This window comes from Pilosibacter sp. YYHA0881 (assembly GCF_051602715.1).
Classification (GTDB): Bacteria; Bacillota; Clostridia; order Lachnospirales; family Lachnospiraceae; genus Alitiscatomonas; species Alitiscatomonas aceti.
Genome location: NZ_CP175657.1, coordinates 2,128,587 through 2,145,448, shown reverse-complemented (window position 1 = coordinate 2,145,448; position 16,862 = coordinate 2,128,587). Strand labels below are relative to the sequence as shown.

Annotated in this window: 18 protein-coding genes; 17 read left to right on the top strand and 1 reads right to left on the bottom strand. The window is 51.1% G+C overall.

From position 1 onward, the window contains the following. Positions 1-29 precede the first annotated feature (29 nt). The 12 genes from ACI6NM_RS10015 to ACI6NM_RS09960 all read left to right on the top strand — a co-directional run bounded on the left by ACI6NM_RS10015 (position 30) and on the right by ACI6NM_RS09960 (position 11,582). Positions 30-512: a hypothetical protein gene (locus tag ACI6NM_RS10015; protein ID WP_009257974.1), complete on the top strand. Its 483-nt coding sequence runs from the start codon at positions 30-32 to the stop codon at positions 510-512. 12 nt (positions 513-524) lie between these two features. After that, complete coding sequence (locus tag ACI6NM_RS10010; RefSeq protein ID WP_009257975.1) at positions 525-746, top strand: hypothetical protein; 222 nt, start codon at positions 525-527, stop codon at positions 744-746. Beyond that, positions 743-1,063 (top strand): hypothetical protein, encoded by a 321-nt coding sequence (locus tag ACI6NM_RS10005; RefSeq protein WP_009257976.1) that lies wholly within the window; start codon positions 743-745, stop codon positions 1,061-1,063. The genes ACI6NM_RS10010 and ACI6NM_RS10005 overlap by 4 nt, the downstream gene beginning before the upstream one ends. Then, positions 1,063-3,084 carry an NAD-dependent DNA ligase LigA gene (gene ligA, locus ACI6NM_RS10000; protein ID WP_009257977.1) on the top strand — a complete coding sequence of 674 codons (2,022 nt, stop codon included), beginning with the start codon at positions 1,063-1,065 and terminating at the stop codon, positions 3,082-3,084. The genes ACI6NM_RS10005 and ligA overlap by 1 nt, the downstream gene beginning before the upstream one ends. 327 nt (positions 3,085-3,411) lie before the next feature. After that, positions 3,412-5,526, top strand: a complete 2,115-nt coding sequence (locus ACI6NM_RS09995; protein ID WP_009257978.1) for a hypothetical protein — start codon at positions 3,412-3,414, stop codon at positions 5,524-5,526. Beyond that, positions 5,523-7,982, top strand: coding sequence for a hypothetical protein (locus ACI6NM_RS09990; RefSeq protein ID WP_009257979.1), 2,460 nt, complete (start codon positions 5,523-5,525; stop codon positions 7,980-7,982). Before ACI6NM_RS09995 ends, ACI6NM_RS09990 begins: the two co-directional genes overlap by 4 nt. A 14-nt stretch (positions 7,983-7,996) precedes the next feature. Beyond that, positions 7,997-8,629 carry a hypothetical protein gene (locus ACI6NM_RS09985; protein ID WP_009257980.1) on the top strand — a complete coding sequence of 211 codons (633 nt, stop codon included), beginning with the start codon at positions 7,997-7,999 and terminating at the stop codon, positions 8,627-8,629. A gap of 22 nt (positions 8,630-8,651) precedes the next feature. Next, a complete protein-coding gene (locus ACI6NM_RS09980; RefSeq protein WP_009257981.1) occupies positions 8,652-9,188 on the top strand; it encodes a hypothetical protein in 537 nt (178 codons plus the stop codon). A 2-nt stretch (positions 9,189-9,190) separates the two neighbouring features. After that, the gene (locus tag ACI6NM_RS09975; protein ID WP_009257982.1) at positions 9,191-9,430 is read left to right on the top strand and encodes a hypothetical protein; all 240 of its coding nucleotides are present in this window, start codon (positions 9,191-9,193) and stop codon (positions 9,428-9,430) included. Between the two features lie 293 nt (positions 9,431-9,723). After that, complete coding sequence (locus ACI6NM_RS09970) at positions 9,724-10,056, top strand: pantoate--beta-alanine ligase (protein ID WP_071698923.1); 333 nt, start codon at positions 9,724-9,726, stop codon at positions 10,054-10,056. Positions 10,057-10,251: 195 nt separating this feature from the next. Next, positions 10,252-11,163: a ParM/StbA family protein gene (locus ACI6NM_RS09965; RefSeq protein WP_071698924.1), complete on the top strand. Its 912-nt coding sequence runs from the start codon at positions 10,252-10,254 to the stop codon at positions 11,161-11,163. Between the two features lie 5 nt (positions 11,164-11,168). Then, positions 11,169-11,582 carry a hypothetical protein gene (locus ACI6NM_RS09960; RefSeq protein ID WP_009257985.1) on the top strand — a complete coding sequence of 138 codons (414 nt, stop codon included), beginning with the start codon at positions 11,169-11,171 and terminating at the stop codon, positions 11,580-11,582. A gap of 33 nt (positions 11,583-11,615) precedes the next feature. Here ACI6NM_RS09960 and ACI6NM_RS09955 read toward each other — a convergent pair whose 3' ends face one another. After that, positions 11,616-11,951, bottom strand: coding sequence for a helix-turn-helix domain-containing protein (locus tag ACI6NM_RS09955; protein ID WP_009257986.1), 336 nt, complete (start codon positions 11,949-11,951; stop codon positions 11,616-11,618). A gap of 64 nt (positions 11,952-12,015) precedes the next feature. Between ACI6NM_RS09955 and ACI6NM_RS09950 the strand changes: the two genes are divergently transcribed. The 5 genes from ACI6NM_RS09950 to ACI6NM_RS09930 all read left to right on the top strand — a co-directional run bounded on the left by ACI6NM_RS09950 (position 12,016) and on the right by ACI6NM_RS09930 (position 16,848). Then, on the top strand, positions 12,016-12,639 hold the full coding sequence (locus tag ACI6NM_RS09950) for an SLOG family protein (RefSeq protein ID WP_238043919.1): 624 nt from the start codon (positions 12,016-12,018) through the stop codon (positions 12,637-12,639). Positions 12,640-12,779: 140 nt separating this feature from the next. Beyond that, the gene (locus ACI6NM_RS09945) at positions 12,780-13,760 is read left to right on the top strand and encodes a helix-turn-helix transcriptional regulator (RefSeq protein ID WP_044940849.1); all 981 of its coding nucleotides are present in this window, start codon (positions 12,780-12,782) and stop codon (positions 13,758-13,760) included. Positions 13,761-13,888: 128 nt separating this feature from the next. Continuing rightward, positions 13,889-14,491, top strand: a complete 603-nt coding sequence (locus ACI6NM_RS09940; RefSeq protein WP_044940852.1) for an MptD family putative ECF transporter S component — start codon at positions 13,889-13,891, stop codon at positions 14,489-14,491. A 115-nt stretch (positions 14,492-14,606) separates the two neighbouring features. Further along, positions 14,607-15,380 carry an energy-coupling factor transporter transmembrane component T family protein gene (locus ACI6NM_RS09935; protein WP_071698925.1) on the top strand — a complete coding sequence of 258 codons (774 nt, stop codon included), beginning with the start codon at positions 14,607-14,609 and terminating at the stop codon, positions 15,378-15,380. 1 nt (position 15,381) lies between these two features. Next, positions 15,382-16,848, top strand: coding sequence for an ABC transporter ATP-binding protein (locus ACI6NM_RS09930; RefSeq protein ID WP_071698926.1), 1,467 nt, complete (start codon positions 15,382-15,384; stop codon positions 16,846-16,848). Positions 16,849-16,862: the final 14 nt, after the last annotated feature.

The following is a 16,862-nucleotide window of genomic DNA, read 5'->3' as shown; positions in this document are numbered from 1 at the left end:
CGTCCGGCCAACTGTTGCAAGGAGGCTTTATGAGAAAAACATCTTTTGAGTACCACATCCACGGTTACCGCTATGCACCGGAGAGCTTCCACATCTATAAAGGACTGCCGGGGCAGGAAAAGACGGAACTCCCCCTGTCGGATGAGCAGCGTTATCAGATGGGGTATCTTTATCTGACACAGGGCATCAAGAGCGCCGTAGACTATGTGAAGCATATCGAGCGGGAGCGGGAACGCAAGTGCCGCCTGTATATGACCTACGGCTTTATGCTCAAAGAAAATCCGCGCAGTTATGTGTACTGTGCGGACCTGCGATGCAGGGAGAACGACCCGCCGGCGGTGCGCCTGCAGACCCTGCGCGCATTCCGGGAGCATCTGGCCCAGAGCGAAGGCCGTATTGAGCAGAGCGTGGAGTGCGAACTGGATGGGCGTTACCGCCCTATCCATATGCGAAAGAATTATGTGACTGCGGACTTTGACCGGCCCATTGTGGCCTGGCTGAATATCAGATAGAAGGAGAAGAAAATGAAACAGATTGGAAATTTAGCAATCGTCTGCGCCCAGCGGCCTGATGTGTTGATGCAGATTTACGGTGGGACCGTGAGCATCCATGCGGGCGAAGGGCCGGAGCGGGCCACCCTCTCCACTGCGTGGGAGGATGACGACGCCATTCAGGACATGATCAGGGAATTAAACTTTGGGCGCTATGCCGCCCATCCACGGAAGAAGGAAGAAGGTGCAGCATGATTAAAAATTTGAATCAGCTCAAACGCAGGCTGCGGCCGGGCACACGCCTGGAGGTCACCGGCCACTGCCGGCCCGGATGCATCGGCCAACTGCGGGAGGTCACATGGGTCAATACCCAGGGTGTTTACACCAAAATCCTCAATCCGCCCGATCCGCGCATCAATGCGGCAAACGATGGGCGGGGCTCCATAATGTGGTGGGGTGCAGCCAGCACCTGGTCATTTGAGGACGGTGTGTGCAGTTCATATATGAATCAAACAAAGACGGCGGAAACGCTGATTATGGCGTTCCGCGTTTTGGATGAGGAGGCGGCCTGATGGAACAGAATACTTTGAGAAAGCAGCGGGAGCTGACCGACCGGCTCAACCGCTACCGCAACGAATACTATAACTACAACAATCCCAGCGTCAGCGATGAGGTCTATGACCGGCTCTTTGACGAACTTCACAAACTGGAACAGGAGACGGGCATCCAGATGTCGAACTCTCCCACTGTCACCGTGGGCTATCCCGTGGTAGGCAAGTTAGAGAAAACCGCCCATAAAATCCCGCTTCTTTCTCTGGATAAAGTAAAAAGCAGCGTGGATTTGTGCCGGTTTATGGGCGAGCATCAGGTGATGATCATGCTCAAGTTGGACGGCCTTACCATCAAACTGACCTATGAGAACGGCGAACTGGTGGAAGCGGCCACACGGGGCGATGGTGATGAGGGTGAGATCGTCACTCACAACGCCAGAGCAATCAGTGGGATTCCAGCCCATATTCAGTACCCGGGGCGTCTGGTAGTCACCGGTGAGGCGTTTATCCGTCCCCGTGATTTCGAGCGTCTGAACACTTCGATAGTGGATGAGAATGGTGAAACCTACAAGAATGGCCGTAATCTGGCGGCTGGCTCGGTGCGCCTGCGGGATGCCGGCGAGTGCATGGAACGGTGTGTGACCTTCATGCCCTTCAATGTTCTGGAGGGTTTTGATGACCTGCCCCGCAAGTCGGAACGCCTCAAAGAAATTCGGCCGCTGGGCTTTACTCCGTGCAAGTATCTGGTGACGAAGCGGCCATTGACGCAGGCGGAGACCGAGGACGGCATCAAGCAGCTGCAGCAGTATGCAAAAGACAGCGATATTCCCATCGATGGCATCGTTGTAACCTACAATGATATTGCCTTTTCCAAAAGATGCGGGCGCACAGGACATCACTATAAGGACGGTCTGGCGTTCAAATTTGAGGACGAGCTGTTTAAGACAACACTTCGTTCCATCGAGTGGACGCCGGGACGGACTGGTGAGATTGCGCCTGTAGCCATCTTTGCTCCAGTAGAAATCGAAGGATGCGAAGTGACACGGGCCAGCCTGCACAATCTGTCCTTCATTGAGGATCTGGAGCTGATGCCGGGCAACCGCATACTGGTCAGCAAGCGGAATATGATCATTCCGCATGTGGAGGAAAACATGGACAGGGGCGGTTTCAATCTGGAAGCGGCGTTCCCGCACCAGTGCCCCTGCTGCGGTCAGCCTACCCGCGTTCATGAAACCAAAGGGCGGGATGAAAACGGCAAGGAGCGGATCATCAAGACTCTGTTCTGCGACAATGCCACCTGCGAGACACGGAAACTCAAAAAGTTTGTCCATTTTGTCAGCAAGAAGGCGATGAACATTGAGGGGCTGTCCGAGGCGACGCTGGAAAAACTGATTGGCCGTGGATGGATTCACAGCTATCTGGATCTATACCGGCTGGATCAGCACCGGGATGAAATTATCCGCATGGAGGGCTTTGGCGTAAAGTCCTGGCAGCGCCTGTGGGATGCTGTCCAGCAGAGCCGCAACACCACCTTTGAACGGTATGTGATTGCCATGGACATTCCCATGATCGGCAACACAGCCAGCGGTGTTCTCTGCCGGGAGTTCCATGGCAGTCTTGAAGAATTTCGGGACGCGGTTTATACGGGCTATGACTTCCGCCAGCTCCCGGATTTTGGAGAGACGCTGCACAACAATATCCATGAATGGTTCTGCAATGAAGAAAATTTTTGTATTTGGGAGGAATTACAGATGATGATGAACATCCAGAAGCCGGCCGCGGCCAACAATCAGGCAGTCGGCCAGGACACTCCATTTGCCGGGAAGAACATTGTGGTGACAGGCAAAGTAGAGCCCTATACCCGCGATGAGATGAACAGCCTGATCGCCTCTCTGGGCGCTGTGGCCGGCAGTTCGGTGAGCCGCAAGACCGATTATCTGGTCTGCGGTGAGAAGGCCGGCAGCAAACTGTCCAAGGCACAGGAGTTGGGCATTCGGGTGCTGACGCCGAATGAGTTTTTCAATATGGCTGGTGTGGCTTAAAAGAAAACAGGTCAAAAAATAACAAGGGAGAGGGCTGCGGGTGCGGTCCTCCCCTTCTTTATCGGCAAAGGAGATGTTTCAGCATGAAAGGCAGTTACTTTGTTCCGCAGGTGGGGCAGGTTTATCAAAACCGAAATGACAGGAGTTATCTATGCCTGTCTGTGGAAAAAAGGCCCCTATTAAACGATACCACCGCACAGATGCGGCGAACTTCTGATGGATGGACTCTGACGGCTCATGGTCTTATCCGTTATGAAGATGGAACGATTGAGTGGAATTACTCTACTGGAGGCAGATGGAGCGAATCAAAGTGAGGAGGGAGCGAAGATGAATAACGAATTTCTGCCAGCCTACAAGGTATATCAACAGGTCATTGATCTTGAACTGTACTATGCGTTTGTAGATCTTGTCGTACACACCTCTCAAGAAGAAAAAGCCTGGGAGATCTATCGAAATATTGTGGACACGCAAATCTGGCAACAAAAGGCAGAAGGACAGAATTATTTTGAAGCCTATAACCTCCGTTACCCCGGCGAGGTCCTGGAACGGTTTGAAGAGAAGCTGGGAAAAGATGTCCGCATTATTCGTGCGTTGGCGCTGGCACTGGGGAAAACCCGTGCGCTTCAGTTAGACAATATGTTTGTTGGAAATCAGCGCGGCAGTTTTCTCCAGATGATCCGGCGGACTTCCAATGGAGATGTGTACCTGCAAGGGGCTCTTTATCTGTTGGAAACAGATATGCCCCGCCGACACGCCCTGCTGGATGAACTGGCTGCCACAGAATATGCCAAGACCGAGGATGCCTTGTTTGTCCTGTCTCTGTTCGATGACCAGGAGGAAGGGTACCGCACTATGCACAGCCAGCTTCTCCGATTGCTGGGGAAAGAACGCACGCTTTCCCTGCCTGAAAACTGCGGCGTGCTGGAATGGCTGGTCCAGCATTATGCTCCGTATATCAAGTCGTATCGCGGAAAGTCAGATCTTGTTTTGCGAACACTGACGAAGTTTTTCAGAATGAACATGAAACCGGACAGCCGGGAGTTTTCAATCCTGACAGATGCCGGCTACAGCGGTGAGGAAATTATACTGACCAATTCCCTTTGTGTGTGGGCAGACAGAATCCCGGACAGGATCTCCTGGAACGGGACCACCGCAGAAAAAATCGCATCGGCGTGCTGCCAAATGCTCTTAAACCAACCGGATGGACTGTCGGAAGGGCTCTATGCCTATGTTGGATGGTTGTTTGGCCGCTATGAAAGGTTTGCTGTCCAGTACAATGGGTATCCAAATCTCTGGGAGGCGATTAAAAAAGAACTCATACCATCCGCACCACAGACAATGATCTGGATGCTGAAAACCGTCAAAAAGGAATTCCCGTATCGCTTTGACGCCTTTGACCCCCAGTACGATATTCTGGCAAAAGAAGTGCCGCAAGGCGATTACTGGGAACTGTTTACAGATCAGATGCTCTGCTCTTGTGGAAAAACGCCAATTATTCAATGGCTGGCAAGATACCGGGAATTAACGGGCGCTGATTACTGTGATGGCTTCCAGGAATGGCACCGTTCCTCCGATAGAGCTTTTGCTCTGCTGGTAGAGAGAAAAGAAATCCGGCTGTGGCAGTTTTTTGAACAGCATCAGGAAGACGGCCCCTCTGCGCAGTCGATGAAACTGCTCTTGGGATATGCCATGAATATCTCCAGCTGGCAGGGCTTCCGTTTTGTCCGGCGTCTGCTGCAGAAATACACTCCAGTGCAGCTCCAGAAGTTTTTTGGGGAGCGGTTTTTCTTTCATGAACTTTTTGTAAGGGGTAATCGGTACAGCAGCAGAGACTATGAGTTTTTTATCAAACGCTCTTTCCTGACAGAAGAGCAGCATCGGCAGCTCTTTGAATGGATCGAGGCTTCTTTTTTCCAAATGGAGCCGAAATGCTATCAAGAGTTTATCTGGTGCGCTTTACAAGATTCGGATGTGCAGCGGCTATACGACAGGCGGCTGCTTGCGTCCGTTTTGCGAAGCCTTTTATCCAGCGGGAAGTACACAGGTGGCCGTGCGGACCATCTAAAGGAAAAATTCTACAGTAAGGAAGAGCTGGAAGCCGATCAAAAAGCCGACGCTGAAAAAGCGGAACGGGAGGAACGCCTTCGCCGGGAGCAGGAGCACCAGAAGAAATGCGAACGGTTGGAGCAGACCTATGACGGTACGATGTCTTCTCTAAAAGAGTTTACAAAAAGTTTCTATTACGATAGGGATGTGAAAGAAGCCCTGGATATGGTGTACGAAAAGCTGCGGGAACAGCCTGCGGGCTGCGCGGCGGCATTTGCAGCGGACGAATTAGAACAATTTTTCAAGTTGTGCGGTGATTTGGCACGATACAATCCAGGAGACGAACAGAAAATTTTGAATATGGCAAGAACAATGATGGGAGGTCTTGCGGCATGATCTATGCGGAAAAGCATTTATCTTTGTTGTCCCGAATGGGGCGCGATGGGCTGCAGCTGCGTTTCACTGGAGAATTTCCAGAAGAAATACTGGATCAGACCTGTAAAAAAATCGAAGATATGGGTCTGCAAGAGCAGATTCGCAAGGAAGAAGCCACGCAAATCCAGAGGGAATTGATTCAAGTTCCAGAATTTGCGGAATTATATCAGGCTCTGTGCGCACATGGAATAGCGGTATCTGTTATTCAGACGATGCTCCATGCGGCAAGCAGCTATCAGGAGCACTTGTCCCAATATCCGAAGGAGCAGGTGCTGGAGGCGGCGGTGCTGGATCTCAAGCCTTCCCTGAAATTTGAGTACATGAAACACTACCAGCCGCTGGTGCGGTATGAAGAAGAGGAGCAGGCCGTCGCAGACAACCTGGATACCTTCCCTGTTCTGGAGTGGCAGGAAATCTCTCCGCTGACGGAACATCAGCGTTCAATGATGCGTCTGCCGTTTCTTGGCACTTATCTATTCAACTGGCACGACCATGAGCGGAAGGCTGTAGAGCTGTTGGAGCAGAATCTGCCCCTCCAGAAAATCCTGATGATGAACTATGTGTGGGGAGTGGAGTTGTTTCTGGATGCGGACAGTCTGAAAAATCTCAAATGGCTACAAATGCCGGATGTAGAAAAATTCCGCCGGCTGATGGAAGCCTTCGAGTATGATGCGGAAGATTTATCGGAATTCTGGACGCTCTGGCTGGAAAACCGGGCCGGACAATATGATGTCGAATGGTGGCTGAGTCAGCTGTTGCCCATCAGCAAAGAGCGGCGGCAGAAAATCCTGCAAAGCAGGCTGAGTTATCTCAATGCCCTTTACGCTGGCTGCCTTCACATCAATTTTGAACAAGTAGAGTATTTTCAAGTCCAGCTCCTTATCTATGCGGTGGAGCACAAGAAAAAGCATTTTTTGAATCTGGTGAATCAGAACAGCGAACTATTTTTCTCGCTGGGGCGGTATTCGCTTTTATTTGTGAGTGGCTTCTGCGAACGCTGTAATCTCAATTCACTGACGGTTAAGAACTTAAAGGACAGTGATTCTATTGAACGGACAACCAGCTACTTTGAACTTTTGGAAGAGGGCCAGCAATATACCTTTGAGGAGCTGCGCCTGTTGTGGCACCAAGAGGAAGTATATGTAAGACTGTACGCCAAACTCTCCCCGCTCTCCGTGGACCAGAGGATGCTCACGATCCGGCAGCTGATAAAGCGGGATCTTGTCAGCCAGAATATCGGAGACGAGGCGCTGGAACAGGTAACTCAATGCTTGCTGGAAAAGCCGTTTGGAGCTTGGTATGAGAAAGATTTCGGACACATCCGGGGACTGACGCGGCAGACTGCAATGCTTATGCTGCAGCACTATCCGGAGATTCAGGCATTTATCCCGGAATTTCGGGCAGAGGCGGATGCGGTTTTCGCGGTCAGCAACGCTTCCAAGATCACAGGCTTTTCAAACTGGAGTCAGGTGTGCGGCTCAATACTGGTTACCGATCAGAATTGGGCCTATCTGAAAGAAAACATGGGCTTTTCCGAGGAGTTCGTCCGCGAGTATCAGCCGGGGATTGTGAATTTCCTGCTCCGGGGCGGCAGCTCGATGGTCCGCCCGCTGTATAACGAATTGCAGTATAGGAACGAAAGTGAAAAAAACTGCGAGGCGCTCCGGCGTATTGTACAGGCAGAGCTGATGGGCCAGTTCTATAAACTGAAATACTTTGCTGGTGATTTGAAGCAGGAAATCCATTACCCAATTCAAGAGGCGCGGGAAGATGTCTGGAAACAGAATCTCTCTTTGACCAGACTGGGCCTTATGGCGAAAGAGGTGGATGATTTTTACCACACAATCCGCATGGGCGAGCTTCCGCACTTTACCTGCTTATCCTGCTATCAGGGCAGCCAGAGGGACTGCCTTTTGGCCGCATTCGATAGCAACAAAAAAATCATTCTGGTTTACAAAGACGAGAGCGTAGTAGCACGGGCGTGTCTCCGGCTGACGAAAGGCTCTTTCCAGCAGCCATCAACGCTCAATTTTGAATTTGCTGATCTGTCCAAAGAAGATGTTCCCACAGGCAGTCACGCATACAGTGAGAAGCTGGTGCTGTTTCTGGAACACATTTATACCTCTGGATTGAAGAAAAGTGAAGAGACGGCGGCAAAAGAAATGGTAGTGGCACTGGCAACGCAGAAAGCGGAAGAACTCGACGCAGTTGCGGTGCTGTCAAATCAGTATCGCGGATGCTATCCCAGTGGGCGGTATGTCAGCGCCCCAATCTATATCTACATCTCAAAGTCCAAAAATGGGCGCCAGTATCTTGACTCTCTGGGAGGCGCTGCAGTGACTTTGGCAGAGGAACAGTATAAGCAAGAATCGTTTTTTGTAGAACGGGCCGCACTGGACCGAGCCCATGCGGCATGACAGGAGGTTTCTTTATGATGTTTGACAGTATTTTGGTAAAAGTATCCTGCAGTGAAGAACTGCTGTATCTCCACACCATATCCCGGAGGCATAAATCCCCGTACCGCTTTGCAATCCTGCGTGATACGCTGGAGCAGTTGGAGCGGGAGCCGGGGCGTCAGATTATCGTGGCTGACTGCGGCTGCTATGCCGCCCTTCGGCTCACACGGGCACTGGACGGCGAGATGCTGGTGATCCGCTTTTCCTGGCTGCAAAGCGCCGGTGCGGACAGCCTGCGCGGCTATGAGGAGTGGGTGCGGCTGCCCTACCGCCGCTTCCACGAGTGTGTGGAGGCCGGGACGGATATGGCCGGATGGAACTGGAGCCAGCTCTCCGTGCCGGAGAAGGTGACCCGCCGCTTTGAATTTCACAGCAGGCAGAATCTCCATCAAATCGCCCAGCGACCGCTCCTGCGGCACAAGCTGGGGAAAACTCTGGAACACCATTTCCAGTGGCGGGATGCGGAGAAGATCCTCATTTATGATGACGGTGCGCCGTACAGCTTCTTCTTTGAAGAGGTCACGCCCCGGGGCACGGGAATCTGCGGCGGCATCATCCTGCATGGTGCGGATAACCTGCAGAAAGCCCAGTACAGCGTCCACACCTAATTATAGCAGGGAGGTACATACCATGACGATCATTAAAATAAATGGCGGCTTCTGGGGATGGGAGCCAATAGAGACGCTGGAACGGCTTTATCCGCTGTTTGAGCAGTACACATTGGACCCGATCTATGAGTGGTACGGGAATTTTGTAAATCGGAAGCCGGAGTGGCAGCGGTCAGAAGAGCGTCAGGCTTATCAGGGCTGCACGGTAATTTCGGGGCGGTTTCTGCATTATGGGAACTTTTTCTATATCGTCACCGATGAGGAAGAACTGATCCAGCGTTTTGAGCGCCTGGTGGCGGACAACAAGGCCACACAGGCATACCAGGACGAGAGGAAAGTCTGCTTCCCGTGCAGCGAGTGCAACCAGTGGTCGGCTGCCAGCGGGCTCTGCGGACTGACTGGCCGTTATAGACAACCCCAGTGGGAGTGTTTTGCGCGATATGTTCTGCCGAAGGGGAAAGTCGAAGGTGACGGCGCAAATATGCGCATTGAACTTCCGATCCCGGAAAAGGCAGGAAAGAAAGCGGTGCTTATCGGCCGCGGCCAATGGGAGGTTTAACAATGGATTGGAGCAAAGTCCACAGGAAACTCGCTGGCCGCTTCAGGCTTCTGGAGCGTCGAAATGAGGATGGAGATTGTGTGATCCACTGTTTCGGCTCTTTGGGCCAAACGGGAGTGAATAACGATGATGTTCGCTATATATGCGGCTTCTATAGTCTTCCCTATAGAGAGGACTGGCGCAGAGAAGAAGCCCGCGACGCCGGCGACAGTTTTTATCTCCTGATTAAGACGGATGACTGAAAAAGTGCTTTGTCTGCCCTTATCAAAAGCATAGGGCAGAATCTGTGTAAATTCATAACAGGGCCGGGCAGAGGAATATTCCTCTACCCGGCCCTTCTTTTTGGGGCTGACATGGCCCGTGTTAAATCAATCGGAATCATTTTACAGTATTTTATAATCTGATAACTGTATGTCCTTTTGAACCCAATTTTCTACTATGCTTCGACTTCATCTTCTTGTGTTTTGACATACAATATGATACTCTTTTACCATAAGCACATCTCAATTAAGCACAAAAGAAAGGTGATCTTAAAATGGCAGAAGCCGAGAGCAAGCGTCAGCGCCGTACCCCGCAAGAGAGAGCGAATGAACTGGATGAAAAAATCACGAAGATAAATCAGTCCATCAATGAGCTGGAGGAGAAAAAGAAAACTGTTGTAGAAGAGTACGATGCGAAGATCACCGCAGCAAAGGAACGCATCAAATCTCTGGAGGCAAAAAAGCAGGAGATCCTTGCTCCCAAGGCTCCCCGAAAGCCCCGTAAGACGAAAAAGCAGAAAATTCAAGAGATTGTGAAGCTGGCAATGAAAAATGGTATGTCGGTAGAGGAAGTCGCCAGCCAGCTCCATGTGGAAGTTGAAAGCTAAACAGTTTTGATAGAAAAGCAGCATCGCCTCGAATGTATCAGGACGATGCTGCTTTTTATGGTGCAGGCCGACTATTCCACGCCCCTGATTTTTCGATGATACCGTTGTAGATAAAAACTTTCCTGCTTTTTTGTTGAGAAAGGCGTCATACAGGCGTAAAGGATATGTATAAAGCAAAAAAGGAGGCAATTATCTATGTTAATTGGTGTCGATCATGGCAACAAACAAATCAAAACCGTTCATGGCGAGCCCTTTGTGTCTGGACTGCAGCAGAGTCTGACCCGGCCGTTCGGCCAGAGCCTGCAATACTGTGGTACTTATTACACACTGTCCAATGAGCGTATTCCGTTCCACAAGGATAAGACGGAGGATGACCGATTTTTTGTCCTTACACTGATTGCTATTGCAGAAGAGATAACCGCCCGGGGAATTGGTGAAAAAGAACAGCAGCACATCCAGTTGGCTGTTGGTCTGCCCCCGGCACATTTTGGCTCTCAAGCAGAGAAATTCACCGCCTACTTTCAAGGCCGCGGGCTTGTTGAGTTTATGTATGGAGACAAACACTACACCATCAGCATTGAGGATGTGGCCTGCTATCCCCAGGCATACGCAGCTGCGGCCACAATGCTACACGCCCTGTTGGATGACCCAAAGGCAGTCGTATTGGATATTGGAGGCTTTACAGCGGATTATCTGTTGTTGAAAAACGGAAAAGCCGACCTCGCTTCCTGCGATTCGCTGGAAAACGGCGTTATCCTGTTATACAATAAAATCAGGTCCAGAGGAAATGCAGAGTTGGATTTGCTGTTGGATGAGGGCGATGTGGATGCCATCCTCATGGGCAGACGGACACAGTATCCGGCCGAGGCTATACAGCTTGTGGAACGACTGGCGCAGGAGTTTGTCAACGACTTGTTCAGCACTCTACGAGAGCGGATGTTGGATTTGCGCTATTGCAAAGTGGTGTTTGTGGGCGGCGGCGCTATTCTGTTGCGCCGGCAGATCGAGGATTCCGGCAAGGTGGGAACGCCTCTGTTCGTCACGAACATCAACGCCAATGCAGCTGGATTTGAATACCTGTACCGGCTTGAAACAGTGGGCAGGTGACAATCATGACGGCCAAAAAAGAAAGGGGGCGCTTCTCCCTGCGGTTCAATATCGGTGACCCAGTGCAGCGGGCCGCAGTTGAACTGCTGGAACTACAACCGCCCCACAGTAAAGCCCAGTATATTGCAAATGCGCTTGTGTACTATAACACTCATTTTTCTGACGATCCGCAGCCGTTAAAAGTGCCAGCCATTGACCGTGCGGCCATTGAAGCGATAGTGCGAGAAATTATGCGTCAGGATGAGCAGGCTTCGGATAAGGCAGTTTCGACCGGGGAATCCTCTCCTCCAAAGAAAAATAAAATAGCCCTGCCGCCGCAGGAACAGACGACAGAGCCATCAGAGGGAGCATCCGAAGTTGATGATATGACCCGCAATCTGATCGCCAGCACCATGGCGGCTTTCCGTAGAAATGGCTAAAAAAGAGGTATGGGAGCGAAGCTGTGCCGACTCTCATACCTCTTCCTTTTCCTGTATGGCAGCAATAAAGTGATCGATAATCTGTTCCAAGTGGCGGTATTGGCTGGGTGTCAATGTGGAAATCTTCTGCTGGAGCAACGAAGTGTCTGCTTCAAGAATTTTACCACGCAGTAAATAGTCTGCGCTGATGCCAAGTGCTTCACAGATCTTCAGCATGGTTTCCGGGCGCATCGCTTTTTGCCCCATTTCCGCATACGAGATGGTTTGCGATGTGAGATGCGTCAAATTTGCCAAAGTCTCCTGTGTCATATTTAATTGTTTTCTTCGCTCCAGAATCCGCTGGCCCATTTCTTTCAAAAGCTCACTCATTCGCAATCCTCCATACTATAGTTACATTTTATCCACTATAGCATGAAAAATTAAGCGACTATAGTTGAGTTTAATCAACCATAGCATATATAATGATCGTAAGATGAAAAATTTGGAGGAAAAACAAGTGAAAATATGTTCGTGTGCGGTGATTGGTCAACACCCTACCCGCTTCAAATTCAAATACAATGAATATATGACCTCATGCAAGCGCATAAAAAAGCGGATGCATGATGTATTTGTGTCACTTTACCAGAGCGGTGTGCGCTGCTTTTTCGTTGGGGGAGCTCTGGGAGTAGACATGTGGGCAGGCGAAATCCTGTTGGATATGCAGCGCCAGGTAGAATATCGGGAATTGGATGTTGTGATGGTCTGCCCCTTCCCCGGCCATGATGTCCGATGGGACCCAAAGAGCCAGGCACGGCAGCGAAAACTCCGAGAGGGCTGTGCCAAGGTGCTGATGGGATCAGAACACCCAGGAGCCGAAGGGTATAAAAAACGCACGGAATATATGATGGGGCAGGCCGACTATGTTGTAGCTGTTTATGATAATGATCCGAAACATTACAGCGGAGTGGAGACAGCGATAGGGATCGCTGAAAAAAGAAACTTGTCAATAGTGTTGATTCATCCAGACACAGGAATTATAAACATAGTAGATCATTACAGAGAGAGGCATACGGATTAGGCAAAATATGTTACTGTTTCTCCAAAAAACTAAAAAGGTGTGCGGTTTTGGTAATACGAAGCCACCTTGACTGTCGAGGAAAAATCGGGTATCATCTGATTAGCGATAGCTAACTTGAACGAGTTAGAAAGAGGTGGGTTATGTCACATAGCAGTCTATATCTTACCAATCTTTATAACGATTTGATAACCAATACCCCTCAGACAATCACTATGGACATTCCTTCAGAAGTCGGGCAAGGCCAAATTTCTCAAACAAAAATCAAGCACGGCGTTATCCTCTCAGACTGGAAAATGTGCTATCAATCCGATATGAATGTGCAGGGTCCTGTTAGTGGAGAATATATGCAAATCATTTTCTGCCTGAATGATGGAATTTCATGGGGGATAATGAATGAGAATCGTTCTATTACTATACAGAAAAATGAGTCTTGTATCTATGCTGGACATGATGGCACAGAATATATCTGCTACAAAAAAGACAGTAACTTCTCATTCAAAAGCATTAAAATCCCAATTCCCTACTTTTCACAACTCCTTGCTGATTACTTTGACGGACAGGAAATTACAGTCTATGAAAAGAAGCTCCTGAATGGTATTGCCAAAGTCTCTGTCACACCAATTATGGAGCAAATACTGTCGGAAACAAGCAAATTTTCTCAATACCGCGGGGGGCTGGGCTATCTCTATTTGGACGGCAAACTGTTGGAGCTGCTGTCCATCTATCTGGGAGAAGTTTTGGAATTGGACATTCTGATGGGCAAAAATATTTCCATGTCCCGGACGGAGCGGACTGCCATCATGGAAGCAAAACGGATCATCGACAGCCAGCTCGCCTTTGCCCCCTCTTGTGAAGAACTGTCTCAACAGGTACATCTGAGTCTGACCAAGCTGACACGGGGATTTTCTTCCTTCTACGGTATGCCGATCCATCAATATGTTATTGAGCAGCGGTTGACACAGGCGGCGCAACTGCTGTTGGACGGAGACTGGAATGTGGGGGAGGTCGCTGCGATTGTAGGGTATGGAAAACCGAGCAACTTTGCGGCGGCCTTCAAGAAAAAATACGGTGTTGCACCCAAACATTACAGGGAGACACGCTTCAACCACACAAAGCAGTGACCTTTAACTGCTTTTGGGTGAAAATGGGCAGGTTTTGGGTCGAATTAGAAAGGCATAACTGATACAATATGCGTTGAGGTTAGTAAGTGCTAACCTCAACGCATATTGTTGTTTAGAGGAGGCAAAGCATGAAACAGAAGTTGAATGCGAAAGATTTTATCCTGATTGGCGTCCTGACCGCCCTCATGTGGATCATCTGCATGATTATCAGCACCATTATGAGTGTGGCCGGCCCAGTGACCAATGTGTTCTATCCATCCGTTGTCGCGATCCCCAATGGCATCGTGATGATGCTCTTACTGGCAAAGGTACCGAAAAAGGGCGTTTTCACCATCTGCTCCGCAATCCAGGCTATCCTGTTCCTGCTGGTGGGCGCTTTCTGGTTTATCCCCATCGGCTTGGTGATTGGCGGTGTGATCTGCGATTTCCTGGTCATGGGCCGGAAAGAAATCACCATGAAGTCCATGACCGTGGCCTACGCCCTGTTCAGCGCCATTTTTGCCTTCAGCGCCATCTGCCCCATCAAGTTCCTCCAGAGCGCCTTTGTGGGAGCCATGGAGAAGAACAATATTGCCCAGGAATACATAGACGGGATGCTGAATATCACCTCCGTCCCCATGCTGGTGGTCATCGTTGCGGCCGGCTTGGTAGGTGGACTGATTGGCGCCGTGATTGGGCAGAAGGCTTTGAAGAAGCACTTTATAAAGGCAGGGCTCGTTTCAGTCAAATAACAAGGCACAGCCCCTCGGCAGTCAATCAGACAAGCGCAGGCAAGCGGGCTGCCTGATCTCAGGGCGCGGGGCTGAAAATGGCCCCGCGCTTTGATTTGGATAGGGAGGCATTGGAATGGAAGAATCACAAATCAAACAAATCATTGAACAGCAGCCCCTTCATGGATCGGCACTGTTAGATCCCCGCTGCAAGATTTTACTTCTGGTCTGTATCGGGTTTGTCAGTTACTTTTTGGCTGGGGAGGTGGTCAGCCTTGCGCTCATGCTGGTGTATGGCCTGTTTATTGCCGTGGGGAACGGCGGAAAGTGGGCCTTGAAGATGATTGTGGTCTACATCATCGTTGCCTATCTCAACGCCCTGCTCCGCTATGTGCAGGTGCCGGTACTGAGCGTGATTATGAGCGTGTTCGGCGTGACGCTTTTGAAGCTGATTCCCATTGTGATGATGGGCCTTTGGATTTTGCGGACCACCTATATGGACGACCTGATGGTGGCGCTCCAGCGGATGCGGCTTCCCCAGGCGGTGACGATCCCGCTGGTGGTCATGTTCCGCTATATCCCCACCCTGCGGATTGAATACAGGCAGATCCGTAGCACCATGGACATCCGGGGGATCAGCGACACCTTGTGGAAACGGGTATCTCATCCTCTTGCCACCATTGAGTATATTTTAATTCCCCTGCTGATGCGGTGCCTGAAGGTCACGGACGAGCTGGCGGCCTCCGGCACCACCCGGGGGCTGGAGCTGGAGTGCAAACGGTACGCCCTGCGCCCCATTCGCTTCTCCTGGCCGGAGGTCCTGGTGTCCCTGCTGGGCGTTGTCTTTCTGGCGGCGCTGCTGTTCCTGGACCAGACCCGAATCGGGGAAATCATCTTGTGGAGGGTGTGACATGATCTCGTTTCAGAATTTCAGCTTTCGCTATGAAGAGAGCAAGGACTTTACCCTCCGTGGCATTGATATGACGGTGCAGACCGGCGAATTTATCCTCCTGACCGGGCGAAGCGGCTGTGGCAAGACCACGCTGATCCGCTCACTCAACGGCCTGATCCCGCACTTTTATCCCGGTGAGATACAGGGCGACCTTGTGATGGATGGGCGCTCCCTGCTGGAAATGAAGCCCGCACAGCTGGCCGGGCAGGTGGGGACGGTATTTCAGGACCCGCGCTCCCAGTTCTTCATGACGGACACTACGCGGGAACTGGCCTTTGGCTGCGAAAATATGGGCCTCCCCCGTGAGGAAACCATTGACCGCATCGCAAAAGCCGCAAAGGATCTGGAACTGGCGGACTACCTAAACCGGAGTATCTTTGCCCTGTCCAGCGGAGAGAAGCAGCAGATCGCCGTGGGCTCGGTCTACGCGCTTTCACCGAAGGTCTATATCTTCGATGAGCCCTCCGCAAACCTGGATTATGCGGCCACCAAACGGCTTGCGGAGATTATGGGAAAATTGAAGCGGGACGGATACACCATCTTTGTGGTGGAGCATCGCTTTTACTATCTGCGTGATTTAATCGACCGGGTATTTCTCATACAAAACGGAAAAATCGAACAGGAATTTACAAGGGAGCAGTTTTGCTCCTTACCGGAGGGAACGCGCATATCCTATGGGCTGCGGACTGCATATCCGGAGCGGGATGCGGAGCATTATCAGGAAAAAGAACGCCGCCCAATGGGGAAACACCTGCTGAGTGTGCAGGGCCTTTCCTTTGCTTATCCGAAAGAGCAGGAGGTCTTTCGGAATGTCAGCTTTGAAGCCCACGCCGGGGATGTGATCGGCATCCTGGGCCACAACGGAGCGGGCAAGACCACCCTCTTGTCCATCCTGACCGGCCTCTTGAAGCAGCGGAACGGCGAGATCACCTTTGACGGCAGAAAGCTCACCCCACGCCAGCGCCGGGCGCTGTCCTATTTGGTCATGCAGGACACGGATTACCAGCTCTTTGCCAGCAGTGTGGAGGAAGAACTCTCTCTTGGGATTCGGGAGGACTGCAAAGAGAAGGTGGACGCCGCGCTGGAGGCGCTGGAGCTGTCCGAATACCGGGAACAGCACCCGGCGGCCCTCTCCGGCGGGCAGAAACAGCGGGTCACCATTGGCGCGGCCATCGTCAAGGACAGCCCAGTGATCTATTTTGACGAGCCCACCAGCGGCCTGGACTATGACTCCATGGTGCGGGTCAGCCGCCTGATTGAGCAGTTGTCCGCTTCCGGCGTGATCGTGTTTGTGGTCTCTCACGACTTTGAGTTTATCGTCCGGACCTGTACGGAGGTGGTCCAGCTGGACGACCAGGGGGCCGTTCAAAACCACCGGCTCACGCCGCAGATGTTGAAAGCTCTGTCGGAACAGTATTTTCATTGATGGGAGGTTGAAAT

Coding starts and splice junctions, on each gene's coding strand:
- ACI6NM_RS09990 (WP_009257979.1), top strand. CDS start 5,523: ATGATCTATGCGGAAAAGCATTTATCTTTGTTGTCCCGAATGGGGCGC.
- ACI6NM_RS09930 (WP_071698926.1), top strand. CDS start 15,382: ATGATCTCGTTTCAGAATTTCAGCTTTCGCTATGAAGAGAGCAAGGAC.
- ACI6NM_RS09955 (WP_009257986.1), bottom strand. CDS start 11,951: ATGAGTGAGCTTTTGAAAGAAATGGGCCAGCGGATTCTGGAGCGAAGA.
- ACI6NM_RS10015 (WP_009257974.1), top strand. CDS start 30: ATGAGAAAAACATCTTTTGAGTACCACATCCACGGTTACCGCTATGCA.
- ACI6NM_RS09965 (WP_071698924.1), top strand. CDS start 10,252: ATGTTAATTGGTGTCGATCATGGCAACAAACAAATCAAAACCGTTCAT.
- ACI6NM_RS10010 (WP_009257975.1), top strand. CDS start 525: ATGAAACAGATTGGAAATTTAGCAATCGTCTGCGCCCAGCGGCCTGAT.
- ACI6NM_RS09970 (WP_071698923.1), top strand. CDS start 9,724: ATGGCAGAAGCCGAGAGCAAGCGTCAGCGCCGTACCCCGCAAGAGAGA.
- ACI6NM_RS09945 (WP_044940849.1), top strand. CDS start 12,780: ATGTCACATAGCAGTCTATATCTTACCAATCTTTATAACGATTTGATA.
- ACI6NM_RS10005 (WP_009257976.1), top strand. CDS start 743: ATGATTAAAAATTTGAATCAGCTCAAACGCAGGCTGCGGCCGGGCACA.
- ACI6NM_RS09940 (WP_044940852.1), top strand. CDS start 13,889: ATGAAACAGAAGTTGAATGCGAAAGATTTTATCCTGATTGGCGTCCTG.
- ACI6NM_RS09975 (WP_009257982.1), top strand. CDS start 9,191: ATGGATTGGAGCAAAGTCCACAGGAAACTCGCTGGCCGCTTCAGGCTT.
- ACI6NM_RS09995 (WP_009257978.1), top strand. CDS start 3,412: ATGAATAACGAATTTCTGCCAGCCTACAAGGTATATCAACAGGTCATT.
- ACI6NM_RS09960 (WP_009257985.1), top strand. CDS start 11,169: ATGACGGCCAAAAAAGAAAGGGGGCGCTTCTCCCTGCGGTTCAATATC.
- ACI6NM_RS09935 (WP_071698925.1), top strand. CDS start 14,607: ATGGAAGAATCACAAATCAAACAAATCATTGAACAGCAGCCCCTTCAT.
- ligA (WP_009257977.1), top strand. CDS start 1,063: ATGGAACAGAATACTTTGAGAAAGCAGCGGGAGCTGACCGACCGGCTC.
- ACI6NM_RS09985 (WP_009257980.1), top strand. CDS start 7,997: ATGATGTTTGACAGTATTTTGGTAAAAGTATCCTGCAGTGAAGAACTG.
- ACI6NM_RS09980 (WP_009257981.1), top strand. CDS start 8,652: ATGACGATCATTAAAATAAATGGCGGCTTCTGGGGATGGGAGCCAATA.